The organism is Oerskovia sp. PE-21s (genome assembly GCF_056158145.1).
The window spans coordinates 163,680-182,533 of record NZ_JBUXJM010000006.1 but is presented as its reverse complement, the minus strand read 5'-3'; the positions used below and the strand labels follow the sequence as shown (position 1 = coordinate 182,533).

Below are 18,854 nucleotides of genomic sequence, written 5' to 3'. Positions count from 1 at the left end.
GGCCCAGGTGCCGTGGTCGGCCCTCCGCCCGACGAGGCGCGGATCGTCACCCGCCGCGCTAGTTTCAGGCGCATGGACCTCGAGCTCCGTCACCTGCGGCTGATCGTCGCCGTCGCGGACCACGGGAGCGTGACACGGGCCGCGGCGGCCCTCGGGATCGCGCAGCCCGCGCTGACCGCGCAGCTCAACCGCATCGACCGTGCGCTCGGCGGGCAGGTCTTCACGCGCGACCAGCGCGGCGCCCACCCCACGGCCCTGGGGGAGCTCGTCCTGGGTCGTGCCCGCATGGTGCTGCCCGCCATGACCTCGCTCCTCGACGACGTCCAGCAGCACGTCAACCGTGACGAGGACGGCCCGGGGACGCTGCGGGTCGGGACCGTGGCGAGCGCGCTCGCGGGCCGGTTCGTGCACCGCCTCGTCACGGCACTGCCCGACGTCCGGGTCACGACCGCCACGAGCTGGTCCGTGGACGACACCGCGCAGCAGGTCGCGGTGGGCACGCTCGACGTCGCGCTCGTCGGCCTGTGCTCGGACGCGATCCCGCCCACGACGGGCGGCGTCGCGTGGTGGCGCGTCGACGTCGACCCGGTGTTCGTCCTGCTGCCGGACGCGCACCCGCACGCCGATCGCTCGTCGGTCCCGCTGGGCGAGCTCGCCGACGAGGTGTGGCTCAGCGGGCCCGGGGACGGCTGCTTCGAGCGCTGCTTCGCGCAGGCGTGCGCGCGGGCGGGCTTCACGCCGTCGGGCCTGAGCGAGGCCGACCGGCCGACCGTGATCGACCTGGTCCAGGCCGGCCACGCGGTCGCCCTCGTCCAGCCGACGTTCCCCGACACCCCGGGCACGCAGGTCGTCCCGCTCGACGGCGCCCCGCTGCGGTGGGCGCACTACGTGGGCTGGCGCAGCGGTTCGGCGCACCTGCCCGTCGAAGTGATGGTCGACGCCGCCGTCCGGTCCCACCACGACGCCGTGAGCCGCAGCCCGCGCTACCTGTGCTGGCTCGACACCTACGGGGAGACCCGTACATAACGCCCCGGTATGACCCGGCTGGCATCTGTGCCGCCCGCGTCCCGCTCCCTAGCGTGGGCCTCGTTCACCCGGCGATCCCGGGACCCGACGAAGGGACAGCGAGATGGCACGATCATTCTGGAGGACGCTCGCCACGGCGTGCGCCGCGACGGCGATGGTTGCCGGACCCACAGCGCTCGCCGCGAACGCGGCGACACCCAGCCCCGATGCACCGACGATCTCACCCCAGACCTCCTCGAAGGTCTCGCCCGAGGTGCTCCGTGCCCTCCAGCGGGACCTGGGGCTGAGCGCCAAGGACGCGACGAAGCGTCTGGCGTTCCAGTCCGACGCGGCGAGCACCGAGGACGCTCTCGCCGACAGCCTGGACGCCTTTGCGGGCGCCTGGGTCGACCCCGCGAAGAACACGCTGTACGTGGGCGTCGCCGACGACGCCGAGGCCAAGGAGGTCCGTGCGGCGGGCGCGACCCCCGTGGTCGTCGACCACACGCTCGCCGAGCTCGACACGTGGAAGGCGGCGCTCGACGGCGAGCTCGCCGACCCGGCCGCGGTGCCGAGCTGGTTCGTCGACGTCACGACCAACCAGGTCGTCGTCAACGTGCACGACGGCGGCCGCGCCCTCGCGGAGCAGGCCGCCGCGAGCGCGGGCGTGCCCACCGAGGCCATCACCTACGTGACGACGACAGAGGCGCCTCGCCCGCTGATCGACGTGGTGGGCGGCAACGCGTACACCATGGGCTCCGGCGGGCGCTGCTCGGTCGGCTTCGCCGTGAACGGGGGCTTCATCACGGCCGGGCACTGCGGCACGGTCGGCACCCGCACCTCGGGGCCGAGCGGCACGTTCCGCGGGTCGAGCTTCCCCGGCAACGACTACGCCTGGGTGCAGGTCGACGCGGGCAACACCCCGGTCGGTGCGGTCAACAACTACAGCGGCGGGCGCGTCGCGGTCGCGGGCTCGACGGCCGCGCCTGTCGGGGCCTCCGTCTGCCGGTCCGGCTCCACGACGGGGTGGCACTGCGGGACCATCGCGGCTTACAACAGCTCGGTGACCTACCCGCAGGGAACCGTCTCGGGGCTCATCCGCACGAATGTGTGCGCCGAGCCCGGCGACTCGGGCGGCTCGCTCCTCGCGGGCAACCAGGCGCAGGGGGTGACCTCGGGCGGGTCGGGCAACTGCTCGTCGGGCGGGACGACGTACTTCCAGCCCGTCAACGAGGCGCTCGGCGCGTACGGGCTCACGCTCGTGACCTCGGGCGGTGGGGGCACCGAGCCGCCGCCGGCCGGGTGCCCGGGCTATGCCCGGACCTACCAGGGCAGCGTCGCGGCCGGGACCTCGGTCGCGCAGCCGAACGGTTCGTACGTCACGGCAGGCAACGGGACGCACCGGGTGTGCCTGAGCGGCCCGGCGGGCACGGACCTCGACCTGTACCTGCAGAAGTGGAACGGGTCCGCGTGGGCGAACGTCGCACAGTCGACGTCGTCCGGCGCGGCTGAGGCGATCACGTACACCGGGACCGCCGGGTACTACCGGTACGTGGTCCACGCGTACGCGGGCTCGGGCGCGTACACGCTGGGAGCGACGACGCCGTAGCGCCCTCGGTCGAGAACGGGGTTGAGGTCGCTACCGGTCAGGTGGCGACCTCGACCCCGTTCTCGGCACCTTCGGCGGACGCCGACGGCACGTCCAGCGAGCCTCGCGGTCGGCGAGGGCCTAGTCTCACGATCGTGCTGATCGCCATGGCGGGACTGCCCGGAACCGGCAAGAGTCGACTCGCGCGCCTCCTCGCGCGCGACCTGGGGGCGGTGATGCTCAGCGTCGACCCCGTCGAGGACGCTTTCCTGCGCGCGGGTGCGGTGCACGACGACGTCACGGGCCTGGGCGCGTACCTCGCCGTCGAGGCTGCTGCCGAGGAGAACCTGCTCCTGGGCCACGCCGTGATCGTCGACGCGGTCAACGACCACCCCGCGGCCCGGCAGCAGTGGGTCGACCTCGCGGCGCGGGCGGCCACCCGGCTCTGGTTCGTCGAGGTCTACCTCGCGGACGAGGAGCTGCACCGCGAGCGCCTCGTGACCCGGGGCACGCGGTACCCGTCGCTCCCGGAGCCCGGGTGGGACTCGCTCGCCGAGCGGGCCAGGGCGCTCGCGGGCTGGACCGACCCGCGCCTGCGGCTCGACGCCTCGCTCGACGACGCGGAGCTCCTCGCGGCGGCCAAGGACTGGCTGGACGGCTGATACCCACCTAGCCCCAACCCCTGCCCACCCCCTCCGCCCGCCCAGCCTCGCTGCCGACCATACGGTTGGCGTCGGAATCCGGCCGGGACGGGACGCCAACCGCATGGTCGGCAGGCGCCAACCGCATGCTCGGCCAGCCTCTCCGTCCTTATGCCCCGTCCGACCGGTAGCCACCCATACGGTCCGCCGGGGTCCGCGAATCCTCGGGGCGGTCCGATTCCCCCGGCCCGTCCGGGGCCACCGGCCCGGCGAGGTCCACGGGGTCCGGCACCTCGCCCCGCCCGGCACCCGCGTCCTTCGCGTCGCTCCCGAGCCCGAGCAGCACCCACACGGGACCGAACACGACCCACGCCCCGAGCACGATCGCGACCCGCAGCGCCCAGGCCCACAGCGGGTCGTCGGGCCACTGGGCGGGGGCCACGAGCCCGGTGCCCGCGACGCTCGAGAGCGTCGCGATCACTCCGAGCGCGATCACGGCGGCGATCAGCGCCTTGCCGAGCTCGCGCATCTCGTGCACGAGCCCCGCCAGGCCGCCCTTGGGGGGCTTGACGGGCGCGGGCCCGTCACCGAACCAGTGCGCGGCGCGGACGTCGGCCCACGAGACGATCGAGTGCCCGAACGCGACGGTGAACCCCAGGTAGACGGCCGCGAGCCCGTGCACGGCCTCGGGCGGCGACCCGCTCGCGACGTCCGCGATCGACACGGTCACGAGCAGCAGGTCGATGAGGGGCACGCTGAGCAGCAGGACCGTGCTGAGCCGCCGACGGTGCAGCACGTACCGTGAGATCAGTCCCGCGCCGAGCACGACCCAGAAGCCGACCTCGCACGCGAGGATCAGCAGGACCAGCGGGTTCTCCAGGAGGCTCGACATGGTGTCCATGCTGGTCGGGTGCCGGCCCGACGGCGTCGCCCACCTCGCCGATCTTCGCTCGCCGCGCGTACATCGTTCGACGGAGGGACCCGGTCGGCGGCAGCAGGGGCGTCGGGTGACCGTGGCGATCCCTGGATCGTGGGACCCGGCGCCTAGGATGCTCGGTGCGGCTGATCGTGCGATCCCCTGCGGCGACCGCCCCGACCGGCGCACGACCCAGCCCCCGGTCGACACCGACACCGGACACGCGCGAGAGGGCCTGAGTGCAGCACGACGACATCGACGCCCTGCGGCGCACCCCCGCCTGGCGCCTCCTGCGCTCGGACAACGCGCCGCTCGCGCTGAGCTTCCTCGGCACGGTCTTCGTCGAGCAGAACGTCCGTTCGATCGGTGAGGCCGAGCTGGTCTCCCTCCTGGACGACGCGCTGTACGCGATCGACGGGCCGGTCCCTGCCCGCGCGCAGCCCCGGCCCGCCCCGGAGGGTGACGAGCCCGCGACGGGGAGCGACGTCGTCGGGCAGGAGGGGGCGGACGCCGAAGGGCAGGCCGCGGCTGGGGCGCGCCGGTACCCGCGCTCGCCCAAGGCGTACCTCGACCACTGGTCCGCACCCGAGCAGGGCTGGCTGCGCAAGTTCTACCCGACGGGTTCGGAGGAGGCGCACTACGACGCGACCCCGGCCGTCGAGAAGGCCGTCTCGTGGGTCTCCGCGCTGCGCGAGCGGAGCTTCGTGGGTACGGAGTCGCGCCTCAACACGGTCTTCGAGCTGTTGCGCCAGCTCACGGTCGGCACCGAGTCCGACGCCGACGCGCGCCTGCGCGAGCTCGAGGCGCGGCGGGCACGGATCGACGAGGAGATCGAGCGCGTGCGCGCGGGCCAGCTCTCGCTGCTCGACGCCGCGGCCCAGCGCGACCGGTACCAGCAGCTCACGGGCACGGCCGCGGACCTGCTCGCGGACTTCCGCGAGGTCGAGGCGAACTTCCGGACCCTCGATCGCGAGATGCGCGAGCGCATCACGGGCTGGGACGGCGCCAAGGGCGACCTGCTGGACGCCGTCGTCGGGAGCAGGTCCGCGATCGCGGACTCGGACCAGGGGCGCAGCTTCCACGCGTTCTACGACTTCCTCCTGGACCGCCAGCGGCAGGAGGAGTTCGCCGAGCTCGTCGAGAAGGTCCAGGCGCTGCCCGCGCTCGAGGAGCAGGTCGGGGACGACGGCGAGGCGGCTCCCGGCGTCACGGGTCGTGCGGCCGGACGCCGCCTGCGCCGCATCCACTACGACTGGCTCGACGCGGGCGAGCGCACGCAGTCGACCGTACGCGTCCTGTCCGAGCAGCTCCGCCGCTTCCTCGACGACCAGGTGTGGCTCGAGAACCGGCGCGTCATCGACGTGCTGCGCAGCATCGAGTCGCGCGCCCTCGCGCTGCGCGACACACCGGACCGCCTGCGGCTCGGTGCGGACGAGACCGGGCCGCTCGCGACGACCATGGACGCGACCTCGGTCGACGTGCACCTGCCGACCGAACGCCCCCTCTACCGGCCCCAGCACCAGGAGCCGCTCGCGAGCGAGGGCGTGACCGCGGGCGTCGCCGACTTCGACGCATCGGCCCTGTTCACCCAGGTCCACGTCGACCCCGAGCGTCTGAGCCGCACCGTCCGTGACGCGCTGCGCCGTCGGGGCCAGGTCTCGCTCGCGCAGCTCGTCGAGGAGAACCCGCTCGAGCAGGGGCTCGCGGAGCTCGTGACGTACCTGTCGCTCGACGACCCGCGCTTCGCCGTCGTGCACGACCCTGCGCACATCGACGAGGTGCGGTGGGTCGTCGACGTCGTCGACGACCCAGTGCCGGGCGGCCTCGGCGGGGCGCCCGTCGGCGAGGGCGAGACCACCGAGTCAACGGCCGCCGAGGCCGTCCCGGCCGTGGACGAGGACGGGTTCCCGGTGCGACCCGCCGGGCCGCGCGTGCGCGTCGCCCGCGTCCCGCGCGTCACGTTCGCCCGGACGGGGGCCAAGGACCTCGCGGGCGCGGTCGCCCGCTCGCTCGCGCAGGCGCCGCCCGACGCACCCGACCAGCCGTCCGCCCCGCCCAGCCCGCCGTCCGACCAGCCGTCTCCCCAGGAGGGAACCCCGTGAGCCAGCAGCCCGTCCGGACCGAACGTCCCGGGCAGACCGGTGGGCCCAGCCCCGAGCTCTCGCTCGTCGTGACCTCGCTCGTCAAGGGCGTCGTCTACCGCGAGGCCGGCACGCGCACGTGGCGCGACCTGCTCGCGCTCGAGGCGCAGGCGCGGGACTTCGTCGCGACGCTGGGCCTGGAGATCGTGATCGACGAGTCCGAGGGGTACGCGTACCTGCGCGCGCAGCCCGAGGACGAGCACGACGGCACCTTCATCCCGCGCCTCGTCGCGCGCCGCGAGCTGTCGTTCGACGTGAGCCTGCTGCTCGCGCTGCTGCGCAAGCGGCTCGCGCAGTTCGACTCCGAGGGCGGTGACACGCGCCTGGTCCTGACGCGCGACGAGATCGTGGACCTCGTCAAGGTCTTCCTGCCCGGGTCCAGCAACGAGGCCCGCGCGCGCGACCGTGTCGAGGCCAACGTGCGCCGCGTGATCGAGCTCGGGTTCCTGCGACCGGTGCCCGACACCCCGGACACGTACGAGGTGCGGCGCATCCTCAAGGCGTTCGTCGACGGGCAGTGGCTCGCCGACTTCGACGCGCGCCTCGCGGAGTACGCGGCTGAGCTCGCGTCGCGCGACGGGGGAGCGCTCCTGCCCGACGGCGGAGCACCCGTGGGTGCGCCGACCATGCGCATGCTCGGCACCGAGCCCGGCACCGGCACCACCCACGAGGAGGCCTGATGGCCGAGGCACTGTTCAGCGCGGTCGAGCTGCACGACGCGGCGGCGGACCTGGACCAACGGTCGGGCTACCGCCTCGAACGCCTCGAGGTCCTCAACTGGGGCACGTTCGACAAGTACGCGTGGAGCTTCGAGCTCGAAGGACGCAACGCGCTGCTCACGGGGGACATCGGCTCGGGCAAGTCGACCATCGTCGACGCCATCACGACGCTGCTGCTCCCCGCGAACCGCATCAGCTACAACAAGGCCGCGGGCGCGGACACGCGCGAGCGCACGCTGCGCTCCTACGTCGCGGGGCACTACAAGTCCGAGCGCAACGAGGTCACGGGCGCCTCCCGGCACGTGGGCCTGCGCCGTGGGCACACCTACTCGGTCATCCTGGGCGAGTTCGCCAACCGCGGCTTCGACTCGCGCGCCGTGCTGGCCCAGGTGTTCTGGCTCAAGGACGGCGCGCAGGGCCAGCCCGAGCGCTTCTACGTCACGAGCACCTCGCCCATGACGATCGCCGACGACTTCGCGGGCTTCGACGGGGACATCAACGTCCTGCGCCGCCGCCTGCGCGAGTCCGGCGCGCAGATCCGCGACCACTTCCCGGAGTACGGGCGCGACTTCCGCCGCCTGCTCGGCATCGAGTCCGAGCAGGCCATGGAGCTGTTCCACCAGACGGTGTCGATGAAGTCGGTCGGCGACCTCAACGAGTTCGTGCGCGAGCACATGCTCGAACCGTTCGACGCGGCCCGCTGGACCGAGAAGCTCGTCGCGCACTTCGACGACCTCACGAGCGCGCACGACGCCGTCGTCAAGGCCCGTGCGCAGATCGACCAGCTCGCACCCCTGCTCGCCGACGCCGACGCGTACGACGCCGCGGGGGAGCAGGTGCGGACCCTGTCCGCGCAGCGCGAGGCCCTGCGGGGATTCACCGCAGGCCGCCGGGTCGAGGCACTCGACGCGCGCATCGGCGAGCTCGAGGCGTCGATCGCGGCCCGCGCCGACGGGCTCGACCGGCTCAAGGAGGAGCTCGCGCTGCTCGACGCCGAGCGCCAGCGCCTCGAGGTCGAGCGCGCCGGGCACGGCGGAGACCGCCTCGCGCAGATCGAGGGCGAGGTCGCCCGCCGCGAGGTCGAACGCGCCGAGCGCCGCGCCAAGGCCGACGAGTACGCGCGCTACCTGATCGCGGCGGGCCTGGAGACGGTGGCGTCACGCGACGAGTTCACGGCCCTGCGCGAGCGCGCTGCCGACCTCCAGTCGGACGCGCAGGACGCCCTCGGCGAGATCGAGGGACGGGCCGGGGAGGTCGCGGCCGAGCTGCGCGCGGTCGAGGCCGAGGCCCGCGAGATCAACGCCGAGCTGAGGTCCCTGGCCGACCGCGAGTCCAACTTGCCCCGCGCGAGCCTGGACCTGCGTGCCCGCCTGTGCTCCGACGTCGGGCTCACGGACGCCGACCTGCCCTTCGCAGGGGAGCTCGTCGGCGTGCGCGCCGAGCACGCCGAGTGGGAGGGGGCCGCCGAGCGTGTGCTGCGCGGCTTCGCGCTCTCGCTCCTCGTGCCCGCCCAGCACTACGACGCCGTCTCGGCATGGATCAACGCGCACGACCTGCGGTCCAAGCTCGTCTACCACCGGGTGCCCGCGCCCGCCGGCGGCCGCTCGGGGAAGGGACGCGGCGCCGTCGGGACACCTGCGAGCCGGGACGACGGGCCGCTCCTCGCGGACCTGCTCGAGGTCAAGGACGGCGACCTCGCGACCTGGCTGAGCGACGAGCTCGAACGCCGCGCGGACTACGTGTGCGCCGACACGCTCGCCGACTTCCAGCGCGTGCCGCGCGCCGTGACGCGCGAGGGCCAGGTCAAGCACTCGGCGAGCCACCACGAGAAGGACGACCGTCGTGCCGTCCGCGACCGCAGCGGCTACGTCCTCGGCTGGAGCAACCAGGCCAAGATCGACGCGCTGCTCGAGGAGGCCACCGACGTCGCGACGCGGCGCACGGCCCTCGAGGAGCGCCGCGACGAGGTCGGGCGCGAGAAGAACGCGGCGATCTCGCGCTCGGGCGCGCTCAACCGGCTCGACGTGTTCCGCGAGTGGCGCGAGCTCGACTGGGAGGAGCCCGTGCGCGCGATCGCCGAGCTCCACGAGGAGAAGCGCCGCATCGAGGGCGCGTCGACCGAGCTCAGCCGCATCGCCGACCAGCTCCGCGACCTCGCACGCCGGGCCGCGGGCATCGCGTCCGAGCGCGACGCGCTGCTCTCCGCGGCCGGCGCCGACAAGCACGCGCTCGACAGCGCCCGCGCGCAGCGCGACCGGTCGGCACGCGTCCTGACCGAGCAGGGACCGCTCGACGCGGAGCTGGTCGACGAGCTCGCCCGGATGTTCGACGCCGAGGCCGACGCCCAGGCCACCGCGCAGGGCGGCGCGCCGGGCGACGTCGAGCCCGACGCGGTCGAGAGCGCGCTGCGCACCCGGCTCACGAGCCGGGTCGAGGAGGCGCAGACGCGCCAGGGCCAGCTCGGGACGCGCATCGCCGCGCAGATGACGGCGTTCCGCGCCGCGTACCCGGTCGAGACGACCGAGCTCGACAACGACGTGCGCTCCGCCCCCGAGTACCGGGCGCTGCACGAGCGCCTCACGCGCGACGACCTGCCGCGCTTCGAGGTCGACTTCAAGACGTACCTCAACACCAACACGATCCGCGACATCGCGGGCTTCCACGCCGAGCTGTCCAAGCAGGCCGACCTCATCCGCGAGCGCGTCGAGATCATCAACGACTCGCTGCGCGCGATCGACTACAACCCCGGCCGGTACATCCGCCTCGAGATGGCGCCCACGCCCAACACCGAGGTGCGCGAGTTCCGGGCGGACCTGCGGGCGTGCACCGACGGCGCCCTGGGGCTCGACCTCGAGGGGCGTCGCGACGAGGACACGGGCGAGGAGACCGTCGCGTACTACTCGGAGGAGCGGTTCCTGCGGGTCAAGGCGATCGTCGAGCGCTTCCGGGGCCGCGAGGGGCAGGCCGAGGCGGACGAGGCGTGGAAGCGTCGCGTGACCGACGTGCGGAGCTGGTTCGTGCTCTCGGCGTCGGAGCGGTCGCGCGAGGACGACGTCGAGCACGAGCACTACTCCGACTCGGGCGGCAAGTCCGGCGGTCAGAAGGAGAAGCTCGCCTACACGATCCTCGCGGCCTCGCTCGCGTACCAGTTCAAGCTCGACTGGGGCGCGGTGCGGTCCAAGGCGTTCCGGTTCGTGGTGATCGACGAGGCGTTCGGTCGCGGGTCGGACGAGTCGACGCGGTTCGCGCTCGAGCTCTTCAAGAGCCTGGGCCTCCAGCTCCTCATCGTGACGCCGCTGCAGAAGATCCACGTGATCGAGCCGTACATCTCGGCCGTGGGCTACGTCGACAACCCGACGGGCCGCAACTCGCGCTTGCGGACGCTGACGATCGAGGAGTACCAGCAGGAGAAGGAGGCCCACGCGGCCCTCTGACCGGTGTCTCCAGGTACCTCTTCGGTGCCGAGCATGCGGTTGGCGTCGGAATTCGGCCCGGATCGGACGTCAACCGCATGCTCCGCGGACGTCAACCGCATGTTCGCCGACAGGCGTTAGCCGCGCGGCAGCCGCACCTCGAACGTCGTGCCCGACGACGGAGCCCGGCCCGCATCGTCGGCTCCCGTGCCCGTAGGGCTCGGCCGGGGGAGGTCCGTCGCCGCCGCGTCGCGCACCGTGATCTCGCCGCCGTGCGCCTGGACCACTGCCTGCGCGATCGCGAGGCCCAGCCCCGTCGAGCCCCCGACCCGGTTGCGCGCCGAGTCGCCTCGGCTGAACCGTTGGAACAGGGACGGGCGCAGCGAGTCCGGGATGCCGGGGCCGTCGTCGGTCACGGACAGGACGACGTGGTCGTCGCCGTCGGGCCGGACGCCCACGACCACGCGCGTGCCCGGCGGGGTGTGGACGCGGGCGTTGCCCAGCAGGTTCGCGAAGACCTGGCGCAGGCGCGCCTCGTCGCCCACGACCGAGACGTCGGGGAGGTCGAACGTGTCGTCGCCGTCGGTCCACAGCACGTCGCCCTCGGCGGCAGCCTCGTCACCGTCGAGCACCGGGCCGTCACCCTCGGCCACGGGGAGGTCCAGCTCCCACACGTGGTCGCGGCTGGCCGCGTGCGCGTCCGCGACCGCGTCGATCGCGAGCGCCGCGAGGTCCACGGGCTCCCGGTCGAGCGGCCTGCCGGCGTCGAGCCGGGCGAGCAGCAGCAGGTCCTCGACGAGGTCGCCCATGCGCAGCGCCTCGGACTCGATGCGGTCGAGCGCGCGCAGGGTGTCCGGCGGCACGTCGTCGGGGGAGCGGCGCACGAGCTCCGAGTACCCGCGGATCGACGCGAGGGGCGTGCGCAGCTCGTGGCTCGCGTCGGCGACGAACTGGCGGACCTGCGTCTCGGACTCGTGGCGCGCGGTGAGCGACGCCTCGACGTGGTCGAGCATGCGGTTGAGCGCGGCCCCCACCTGGCCGACCTCGGTGCGCTCGTCCGTGAACTGCTCGTCGACGCGCGGGATCTCGCCGACCTCGCCGCGGTCGAGCGGCAGCCCGGCCACGTGCACGGCGGCGTCGGCGAGCGAGTCGAGCGGGCGCAGCGAGCGGCGCACGAGCCACGTGCCGAGCACCGACGCGAGCACGATCCCGACGCCCGCCAGGATCACCTCGACCAGGAGGTAGCCCTCGACCGTCTGGCTGACCGAGGCGGTGCTCATGGCCGTGATGGACGGCTCCCCGTGCTCGGTCGTGGTCGAGATCGCGCGGAACGCCCCGAGGTCGGTCACCTCGACGTCGTGCGGCCTGCCGTCCGCGGGCACGGACTCCAGGTCGGCGATCTGCTCGGCGTCGAGCTCGCGCCGGTCGCCCCGGTCGTCGACGTACCCCGCGAACTGCACCTCGCCGTCCGCGTACACGACGTTGATGGTCCCGGCGCCCTGCCCGGGCGGCAGGGGGTCGCCGTTCCCCGTGCCCGACGACGGCGCCTCCCCCGGGGAGGTCCCGGCACCGGGGTCCTGGGCGGGGGGCGCACCGTCGCCCGGCCGGTCGAAGGGTCCGCGCTCGGCGCGCTGGCTCGCCTGCACGAGCTCGTCGTCGAGGCGGTCGACCAGGCTCTGACGCAGCGCGAGCGTCGAGCTCACCGCGAGCGCCACGCTGAGCACGAGCAGGATCCCGACGAGGACCGTGACGAGCTGTCGGCGCAGGGTGTGCGGTCGAGCGGTGAGCGACGCCCGGGGTGAGGTCACGCGTCAGGCCTTCGCGGCGCCGTCGGGCACGGTGCCTGCCGGGCGGGCTCCGCCGTCGCCGCTCCCGGGGAGCCCGCGGGTCCCTCGGCGGGCTTGATGACGTACCCGACCCCGCGCAGGGTGTGGATCATGGGCTCGCGGCCCTTGTCGATCTTGCGACGCAGGTAGGAGATGTAGAGCTCGACGATGTTGGCCTGCCCGCGGAAGTCGTAGTTCCACACGCGGTCGAGGATCTGCGGCTTGGACATGACGCGCCGGGCGTTGCGCATGAGGTAGCGCAGGAGCTCGAACTCGGTCGCCGACAGGTGGATGGGGTCGCCCCCGCGGAACACCTCGTGCGAGTCCTCGTCGAGGACCAGGTCGCCGACCACGACGGTCGAGTCCTCGCGGGCGGCCGTCGCACCGCCACGCCGCATCAGACCTCGCAACCGGGCCACGACCTCCTCGAGGCTGAAGGGCTTGGTCACGTAGTCGTCGCCGCCTGCGGTGAGCCCGGCGACGCGGTCCTCGACGGTGTCGCGGGCCGTGAGGAACAGGACGGGGACGTCGGGGGAGGTCGCGCGGATGCGGCGCAGCACGGTGAGGCCGTCGAGGTCGGGCAGCATGACGTCGAGCACGATCACGTCGGGGCCGACGTCGCGGGCCGTGCGGATCGCGGACTGCCCGTCGAGGGCGGTCGAGACGTCCCACCCCTCGTAGCGCAGGGCCGAGGTGAGGAGCTCGGCGAGGTTGGGCTCGTCGTCGACCACGAGGACGCGCACCGGGGAGCCGTCGGCCCGGGTCAGGCGTTCGGGGGCGCGCGGGGAGACGAGGGGTTCCGTGGGCGCGGGGGTCGTGGTCATGCGTCCATGGTGCGCGCGGTGTCTCGGTCGTGCCTGTGGTGTTCCTATGAATCTACTGTGAGGCCCCGTTTCGGCAGGATCATGCGACGCGCGCGCCGACGTCCACCCGACGCTGGGTCCCACGTCGCTGGGCCTGCCGGGTGTCGGCGAACCGGGCCGGTCGGTCGCGTGCCTGCTCCACGACGGGCACGGCGAGGTCCCCGCGGAGCTGCGCGTCTGAGGGTCGCGCCCGGGCCGCCGGGGTCGACGATCCCAGGTGACTCCTCGGTCGCGGGGACGCCCGGTCGTCCCCGCGAGCAGAGCCGGTCGGCACCCCGCGTCGGGGGCCGGCCGGCTCGCGCTCGTCGCAGGGCGCTCCCGGCGGGGGTGTGAAAGACCACCCGCCGCCACGCCCTGACCTGCCCGTTCTCTTTGCCGGATCCCCACACGCGGTGACCTACGGTGGACGGGTGAGCTTCCCCCCTCCTTCGACGACGCAGCCGACCGCACGTCCGCCGGCCCCCCCGCGGGCCGTCGGTGCACGCCCCGTGCACGCACCCGGCAGAGGCGCGACGAACGTGCCGGGACGCGTCGTGGCGGGTCTCACCGCGGCCGCCGCCGTCGTCCTCACGTGGCAGGTGTGGAACGTCTTCGTGGCGACCGAGCAGGGGCAGTTCCTGGACCAGGCGGCCTTCCGTGGCGCCGACTACGGGCAGGGGACGCTGTGGTCGTTCGCGTCCCCCGTGCTCGACGTCGTCTCGGTGTCCTTCGTCATCCTCGGGCTGGGGACCGCGATGGGCATCGCGCTCCTGCGGCGTCGATGGGGCCTCGCGGTCCAGGTCGCGTTCCTCGTCGTGGGAGCCAACGTCACGACGCAGCTCACGAAGAAGGTCGTCCTCGACCGCCCGGACCTCATCGGCGGGTGGAACGGCAACAGCCTCCCCAGCGGGCACACGACCGTCGCCGGTTCGGTGTCGGTCGCGCTGCTGATGGCGGTGCCGCGCGGCTATCGCCCCGTCGTCGCGCTCCTCGGCGGCACGTACACGGCGGCCACGGGCATCTCGACGCTCGTGGGGGAGTGGCACCGACCGAGCGACGTGGTCGCGGCCGTGCTCGTGGTCCTCGCCTGGGGAGCACTGGTCCTGGCGTTCACACCCACCTCGGCCCTCGACGAGCTCCCCGCCGGCCGGAGCGGCGCCTACCCGGGGTCGGTCGTCGTGTCGGTGCTCCTCATCGCAGGCGGCCTCGTGGCTGCGCTCGTCGCGGCCTGGTGCCTTCGCGAGGTCTACCCCGCGAGCTGGGGCATGACGGACCTGGCGGAGACCACGGCCTACGTGGGGGGCGCGTCGGGGGTGGTCGCCGCGACGGCGATCTCGTTCGCGATGCTCCTCCTGCTCCGACAGGCCACGTCCCGTCCCCCGCGCAGGTGACGGTCGCCCACAGGTCCGGTCACGGTCTCGCGCCCGGCGTCCCGGACGACCACGAGCCCTGGTCACGAGGGCTGTCCACAACGGATAAGGTGCCGCCTGGCGCCAGTGGCGTAACGTCATAGGCTGCCGGTGGGAACGAGACGGTGGGGTCCAGCGCCACGCCCCTGCCCGACGCCGTAGCCCACCCCCAGCACCTCGGCCCACCCGGAGACCGCTCCGGGCGCGAGCCACACCAGCAGCAACGGAAAGCAGGAACGGATGTCCTCAGGTCGCAAGCTCGTCATCGTGGAGTCCCCCACGAAGGCACGCAAGATCCAGGGCTACCTCGGTGACGACTTCGAGGTGGAGTCGAGCGTCGGGCACATCCGCGACCTCCCGCAGCCGTCCGAGCTGCCCGCCGACATGAAGAAGGGGCCCTTCGGCAAGTTCGCGGTCAACGTCGACGAGGGCTTCGAGCCGTACTACGAGGTCTACGCGGACAAGAAGAAGAAGGTCGCGGAGCTCAAGCGCGCCCTGAAGAACGCCGACGAGCTCTACCTCGCGACGGACGAGGACCGCGAGGGCGAGGCCATCGCGTGGCACCTGCTCGAGGAGCTCAAGCCCAAGGTGCCCGTGCACCGCATGGTCTTCCACGAGATCACGCGCGAGGCCATCGAGCGTGCGCTCGAGAACACGCGCGACCTCGACGAGCACCTGGTCGACGCCCAGGAGACGCGCCGCATCCTCGACCGCCTCTACGGCTACGAGGTCTCGCCCGTGCTGTGGCGCAAGGTCCGTCAGGGTCTGTCGGCGGGCCGTGTCCAGTCGGTCGCCACGCGCCTGGTCGTCGAGCGCGAGCGTGAGCGCATGGCGTTCGTCCCGGCCGAGTACTGGGACGTGTCCGGCACGTTCTCGCTCGCAGACTCCAGCGCCGAGGACGCCGACAAGAGCTTCGACGCCCGCCTGGTCCAGCTCGGCGGGGCGCGCGTGGCCTCGGGCCGCGACTTCGACGACCGCGGCCAGCTCAAGCCCGCCTCGGCGCGCGACGGCGTGGTCCAGCTCGGCGAGCAGGCCGCGGCCGCCGTCGTCGGCGGACTTGCCGATGCCGACTTCGCGGTCCGCAGCCTCGAGACGAAGCCGTACACGCGCCGTCCGGCCGCGCCGTTCACGACCTCGACCCTCCAGCAGGAGGCGAGCCGCAAGCTCCGCTTCAACTCGCGGCAGACCATGCGCACCGCGCAGGCGCTGTACGAGAACGGCTACATCACCTACATGCGTACGGACTCCCCGTCGCTGTCGGCCGAGGCCACGGACGCCGCCCGCCGCCAGGCCGCCGAGCTGTACGGTCCCGAGTTCGTGCCGGGCTCCCCTCGCGTCTACGCCTCGAAGGCGAAGGGCGCGCAGGAGGCGCACGAGGCCATCCGCCCCGCCGGCGACTCGTTCCGCACCCCGGCCCAGGTCGCCCGTGAGATCAGCGGCGACCAGTTCAAGCTGTACGAGCTCATCTGGAAGCGCACCGTCGCCTCGCAGATGGCGGACGCCAAGGGCTCGACGGCGTCGGTGCGGCTGGCCGCGCCGGTCGCGGGCAGCGAGGCAGAGGTCGCCGGGAAGGAGGCCGTGTTCGCGGCCTCCGGCACGGTCATCACGTTCCGCGGCTTCCTCGCCGCGTACGAGGAGGGCACCGACGACGGCGCGGAGACGGCCGACGGCACCCCCGCGAAGTCCGGCCGCCGTCGCAACGACGAGGACGCCCGCCTGCCCCAGATGGGCGAGGGCGACCTGCTCGACGGGCGCGACCTCACGGCCGACGGGCACTCGACGTCCGCACCCCCGCGCTACACCGAGGCCAGCCTCATCAAGGCTCTCGAGGAGCGCGGGATCGGACGTCCGTCCACGTACGCGTCGACCATCTCGACGGTCCAGGACCGCGGATACGTGCTGCCGCGCGGTCAGGCTCTCGTCCCGAGCTGGCTCGCGTTCGCCGTGATCCGGCTCCTGGAGGAGCACTTCGAGTGGCTCATCGACTACGACTTCACCGCGGAGATGGAGGCCGACCTCGACGCGATCGCGGCCGGTGACAAGGACCGCGTCGCGTGGCTGACCCGTTTCTACTTCGGGGACGGGACGGGCCGCGAGGAGGGCGAGGGGCTGCGCCAGCTCGTGGAAGACCTCGGCGAGATCGACGCGCGCGACATCAACTCGGTCCAGATCGGCGAGGGCATCCAGCTCCGTGTCGGTCGGTACGGTCCGTACGTCGAGGATCTCTCGGTCGAGGTCAAGGAGGGCGAGAACCCGCCGCGCGCCTCGGTCCCGGACGACCTGGCCCCCGACGAGCTCACGGTCGACAAGGCGCGCGAGCTCCTTGCCGCGGGCGCCGACGACGGCCGGATCCTCGGCACCGACCCGGAGTCCGGGAACCCGGTCGTGGCCCGCGCGGGACGCTACGGCCCGTACGTGACCGAGCAGCTCCCCGAGCCGAAGTTCGACGAAGGCCTGTCGGCCGCCGCGCTCAAGAAGGCCAAGGCCGCGCTGCCCAAGCCCCGCACGGCGTCGCTGCTCAAGGACATGAGCCTGGACACCGTGACGCTCGAGGACGCCCTGCGTCTGCTGTCGCTGCCGCGCGTCGTGGGCACGGACCCGGAGACGGGCGTCGAGATCACCGCGCAGAACGGCCGGTACGGCCCGTACCTCAAGAAGGGCACGGACTCGCGCACCCTCCCGTCCGAGGAGGCCATGTTCACGGTCACCCTCGAGGAGGCGCTCGAGCTGTACAAGCAGCCCAAGCGCGGCCGTGGAGCCACCGCCACCCCGCCGCTGCGCGAGCTCGGCGACGACCCGACGTCGGGCAAGCCCATCGTGGTCAAGGACGGGCGTTTCGGCGCGTACGTCACGGACGGCGAGACCAACCGGACGCTGCCGCGCGACCTGACGCCCGAGTCCATCACCCCGGAGAAGGCCATCGAGCTCCTCGCGGAGAAGCGCGCGGCCGGCCCGGCGAAGAAGAAGGCACCGGCCCGCAAGGCACCGGCCAAGAAGTCCGCCGCGAAGAAGGCCCCGGCCAAGAAGGCGACGGCCGAGAAGAAGTAGCGGCGGCGCCCCGGCGGCGGGGCCTTCCTCGTGGGGGGGCGGACCGCCGAGGTAGAACGTGCTGTGCGAGGTAGAACGCGGTGCGCACTACCTCGCACAGCACGTTCTACCTCGCTCCCTCGTCGGGAGGCCGACCGATCAGTGGTGCGTGTGCTTGACCGGTTCGGGCAGGCCCGCGTCCGCGCGGATCGCGCGTGACAGCCCCTCGATCGAGCGCAGCGCGTCGACGAGCTCGGGCACACTGACCTCGAACGGCATCGCATGGATGGTCTCGCCCGGGGCGGTCGCGGCCTCGGCGACGCGGCGCAGGTCGCCCACGTCGGCCGTCGTGAGCCCGATCTCGGTGAGCGTGTTGGGCAGCCCGACACGCGTCGTGAACTCGACGAAGTCGCGGATCTCCTGCGAGGGCGCCCCCTCGAGCACGAGCTGGGTGAGCGAGCCGATGTTGACCTTCTGGCCGTGCGTGAGGCCGTGGGTCTGCGGCGCGGCCGTGAGCCCGTTGTGGATCGCGTGGGCCGCCGCGAGGCCGCCCGACTCGAAGCCCAGCCCGGACAGCAGGGTGTTGGCCTCGACCACGGCGTCGACCGCCGGCGTGACGAGGTGCTCCTTGACGGCCTCGATCGCAGGCAGCGAGTTCTCCCACAGGATCTTCCAGGAGAGCTCGGCGAGCGCGGTACCCGTGATGAGGGGCAGTCCGCCCGCCATGGTCGTCGCGTTGGCCTTGGCCACGGCGCGGGCCTCGATCCACGTGGCGAGCGCGTCGCCGATGCCCGCGACGAGGAACTTCACCGGGGCGTTCGCGACGAGCTGGGTGTCCACGAGGACCAGGTCGGGGTTGTGCGGGAAGAAGCGGTACTCCTCGAACGCGCCCTCGTCGGTGTAGATGACCGACAGCGCCGAGCAGGGCGCGTCCGTCGAGGCGACGGTGGGCACCGAGACCCAGCGGATGCCCTCGAGGTGCCCGGCGGCCTTGACCGCGTCGATCGTGCTGCCGCCGCCGATGCCCACGATCACGTCGGCGCCGGTCTCGCGGATGCGTCGGGCGAGGTGGTCGACGGCCGCCGCGGTCGCGTACGTGCCGAAGCCCTCGCGCTCGCGGCGCAGGTTCGCGGCCTGGAACGACTCGGCGACGGTGTCCGCGACGATCTCCCAGACCACGTCGTCGGCCACCAGGAGCGGCTTGGTGCCGATCGGGGCGACGAACTCACCGAGCCGGGACAGCGCGCCGCGCGACTGCACGTAGCGCAGAGGGCTGATGAGGGTGCGGATCGGGACCTCGGACATGGGGACCTCCTCGGAGTGCTGG

The 18,854-nt window shown here is 73.1% G+C and carries 12 protein-coding genes; 8 read left to right on the top strand and 4 right to left on the bottom strand.

Annotated elements, in window-relative coordinates; genetic code table 11:
* The first annotated feature begins 72 nt into the window (after positions 1-72).
* From ACZDYF_RS13355 to ACZDYF_RS13345, 3 genes are all read left to right on the top strand, one after another.
* Positions 73-1,026, top strand: coding sequence for a LysR family transcriptional regulator (locus ACZDYF_RS13355; RefSeq protein ID WP_475057634.1), 954 nt, complete (start codon positions 73-75; stop codon positions 1,024-1,026).
* A gap of 103 nt (positions 1,027-1,129) precedes the next feature.
* The gene (locus tag ACZDYF_RS13350; RefSeq protein ID WP_475057631.1) at positions 1,130-2,614 is read left to right on the top strand and encodes a S1 family peptidase; all 1,485 of its coding nucleotides are present in this window, start codon (positions 1,130-1,132) and stop codon (positions 2,612-2,614) included.
* Positions 2,615-2,748: 134 nt separating this feature from the next.
* Positions 2,749-3,255 (top strand): P-loop nucleotide/nucleoside kinase family protein, encoded by a 507-nt coding sequence (locus ACZDYF_RS13345; RefSeq protein WP_364076611.1) that lies wholly within the window; start codon positions 2,749-2,751, stop codon positions 3,253-3,255.
* 148 nt (positions 3,256-3,403) lie between these two features.
* Here the strand turns inward: ACZDYF_RS13345 and ACZDYF_RS13340 are convergent, their stop codons facing one another.
* On the bottom strand, positions 3,404-4,126 hold the full coding sequence (locus ACZDYF_RS13340) for a hypothetical protein (RefSeq protein ID WP_475057628.1): 723 nt from the start codon (positions 4,124-4,126) through the stop codon (positions 3,404-3,406).
* A 263-nt stretch (positions 4,127-4,389) separates the two neighbouring features.
* Between ACZDYF_RS13340 and ACZDYF_RS13335 the strand changes: the two genes are divergently transcribed.
* Genes ACZDYF_RS13335 through ACZDYF_RS13325 form a run of 3 tightly spaced genes read left to right on the top strand, consistent with a single transcriptional unit; the run spans position 4,390 to position 10,444 of the window.
* Entirely contained in the window at positions 4,390-6,252 is a 1,863-nt protein-coding gene (locus ACZDYF_RS13335; RefSeq protein WP_475057625.1) for a DUF3375 domain-containing protein, read from the top strand.
* Positions 6,249-6,971: a DUF4194 domain-containing protein gene (locus ACZDYF_RS13330; RefSeq protein ID WP_475057622.1), complete on the top strand. Its 723-nt coding sequence runs from the start codon at positions 6,249-6,251 to the stop codon at positions 6,969-6,971. The genes ACZDYF_RS13335 and ACZDYF_RS13330 overlap by 4 nt, the downstream gene beginning before the upstream one ends.
* Entirely contained in the window at positions 6,971-10,444 is a 3,474-nt protein-coding gene (locus ACZDYF_RS13325; RefSeq protein WP_475057619.1) for an ATP-binding protein, read from the top strand. The genes ACZDYF_RS13330 and ACZDYF_RS13325 overlap by 1 nt, the downstream gene beginning before the upstream one ends.
* A 116-nt stretch (positions 10,445-10,560) precedes the next feature.
* Here ACZDYF_RS13325 and ACZDYF_RS13320 read toward each other — a convergent pair whose 3' ends face one another.
* Positions 10,561-12,231, bottom strand: a complete 1,671-nt coding sequence (locus ACZDYF_RS13320; RefSeq protein WP_475057615.1) for a sensor histidine kinase — start codon at positions 12,229-12,231, stop codon at positions 10,561-10,563.
* Positions 12,228-13,073: a response regulator transcription factor gene (locus ACZDYF_RS13315; protein WP_475057612.1), complete on the bottom strand. Its 846-nt coding sequence runs from the start codon at positions 13,071-13,073 to the stop codon at positions 12,228-12,230. The genes ACZDYF_RS13320 and ACZDYF_RS13315 overlap by 4 nt, the downstream gene beginning before the upstream one ends.
* 557 nt (positions 13,074-13,630) lie before the next feature.
* Between ACZDYF_RS13315 and ACZDYF_RS13310 the strand changes: the two genes are divergently transcribed.
* Together ACZDYF_RS13310 and topA are read left to right on the top strand one after the other, a co-directional pair.
* Entirely contained in the window at positions 13,631-14,482 is an 852-nt protein-coding gene (locus ACZDYF_RS13310; protein WP_475057609.1) for a phosphatase PAP2 family protein, read from the top strand.
* A 258-nt stretch (positions 14,483-14,740) separates the two neighbouring features.
* Positions 14,741-17,548, top strand: a complete 2,808-nt coding sequence (gene topA, locus ACZDYF_RS13305) for a type I DNA topoisomerase (protein ID WP_475057605.1) — start codon at positions 14,741-14,743, stop codon at positions 17,546-17,548.
* Between the two features lie 138 nt (positions 17,549-17,686).
* Here the strand turns inward: topA and ACZDYF_RS13300 are convergent, their stop codons facing one another.
* A complete protein-coding gene (locus tag ACZDYF_RS13300; protein ID WP_475057600.1) occupies positions 17,687-18,832 on the bottom strand; it encodes a glycerol dehydrogenase in 1,146 nt (381 codons plus the stop codon).
* Between the last annotated feature and the right edge of the window lie 22 nt (positions 18,833-18,854).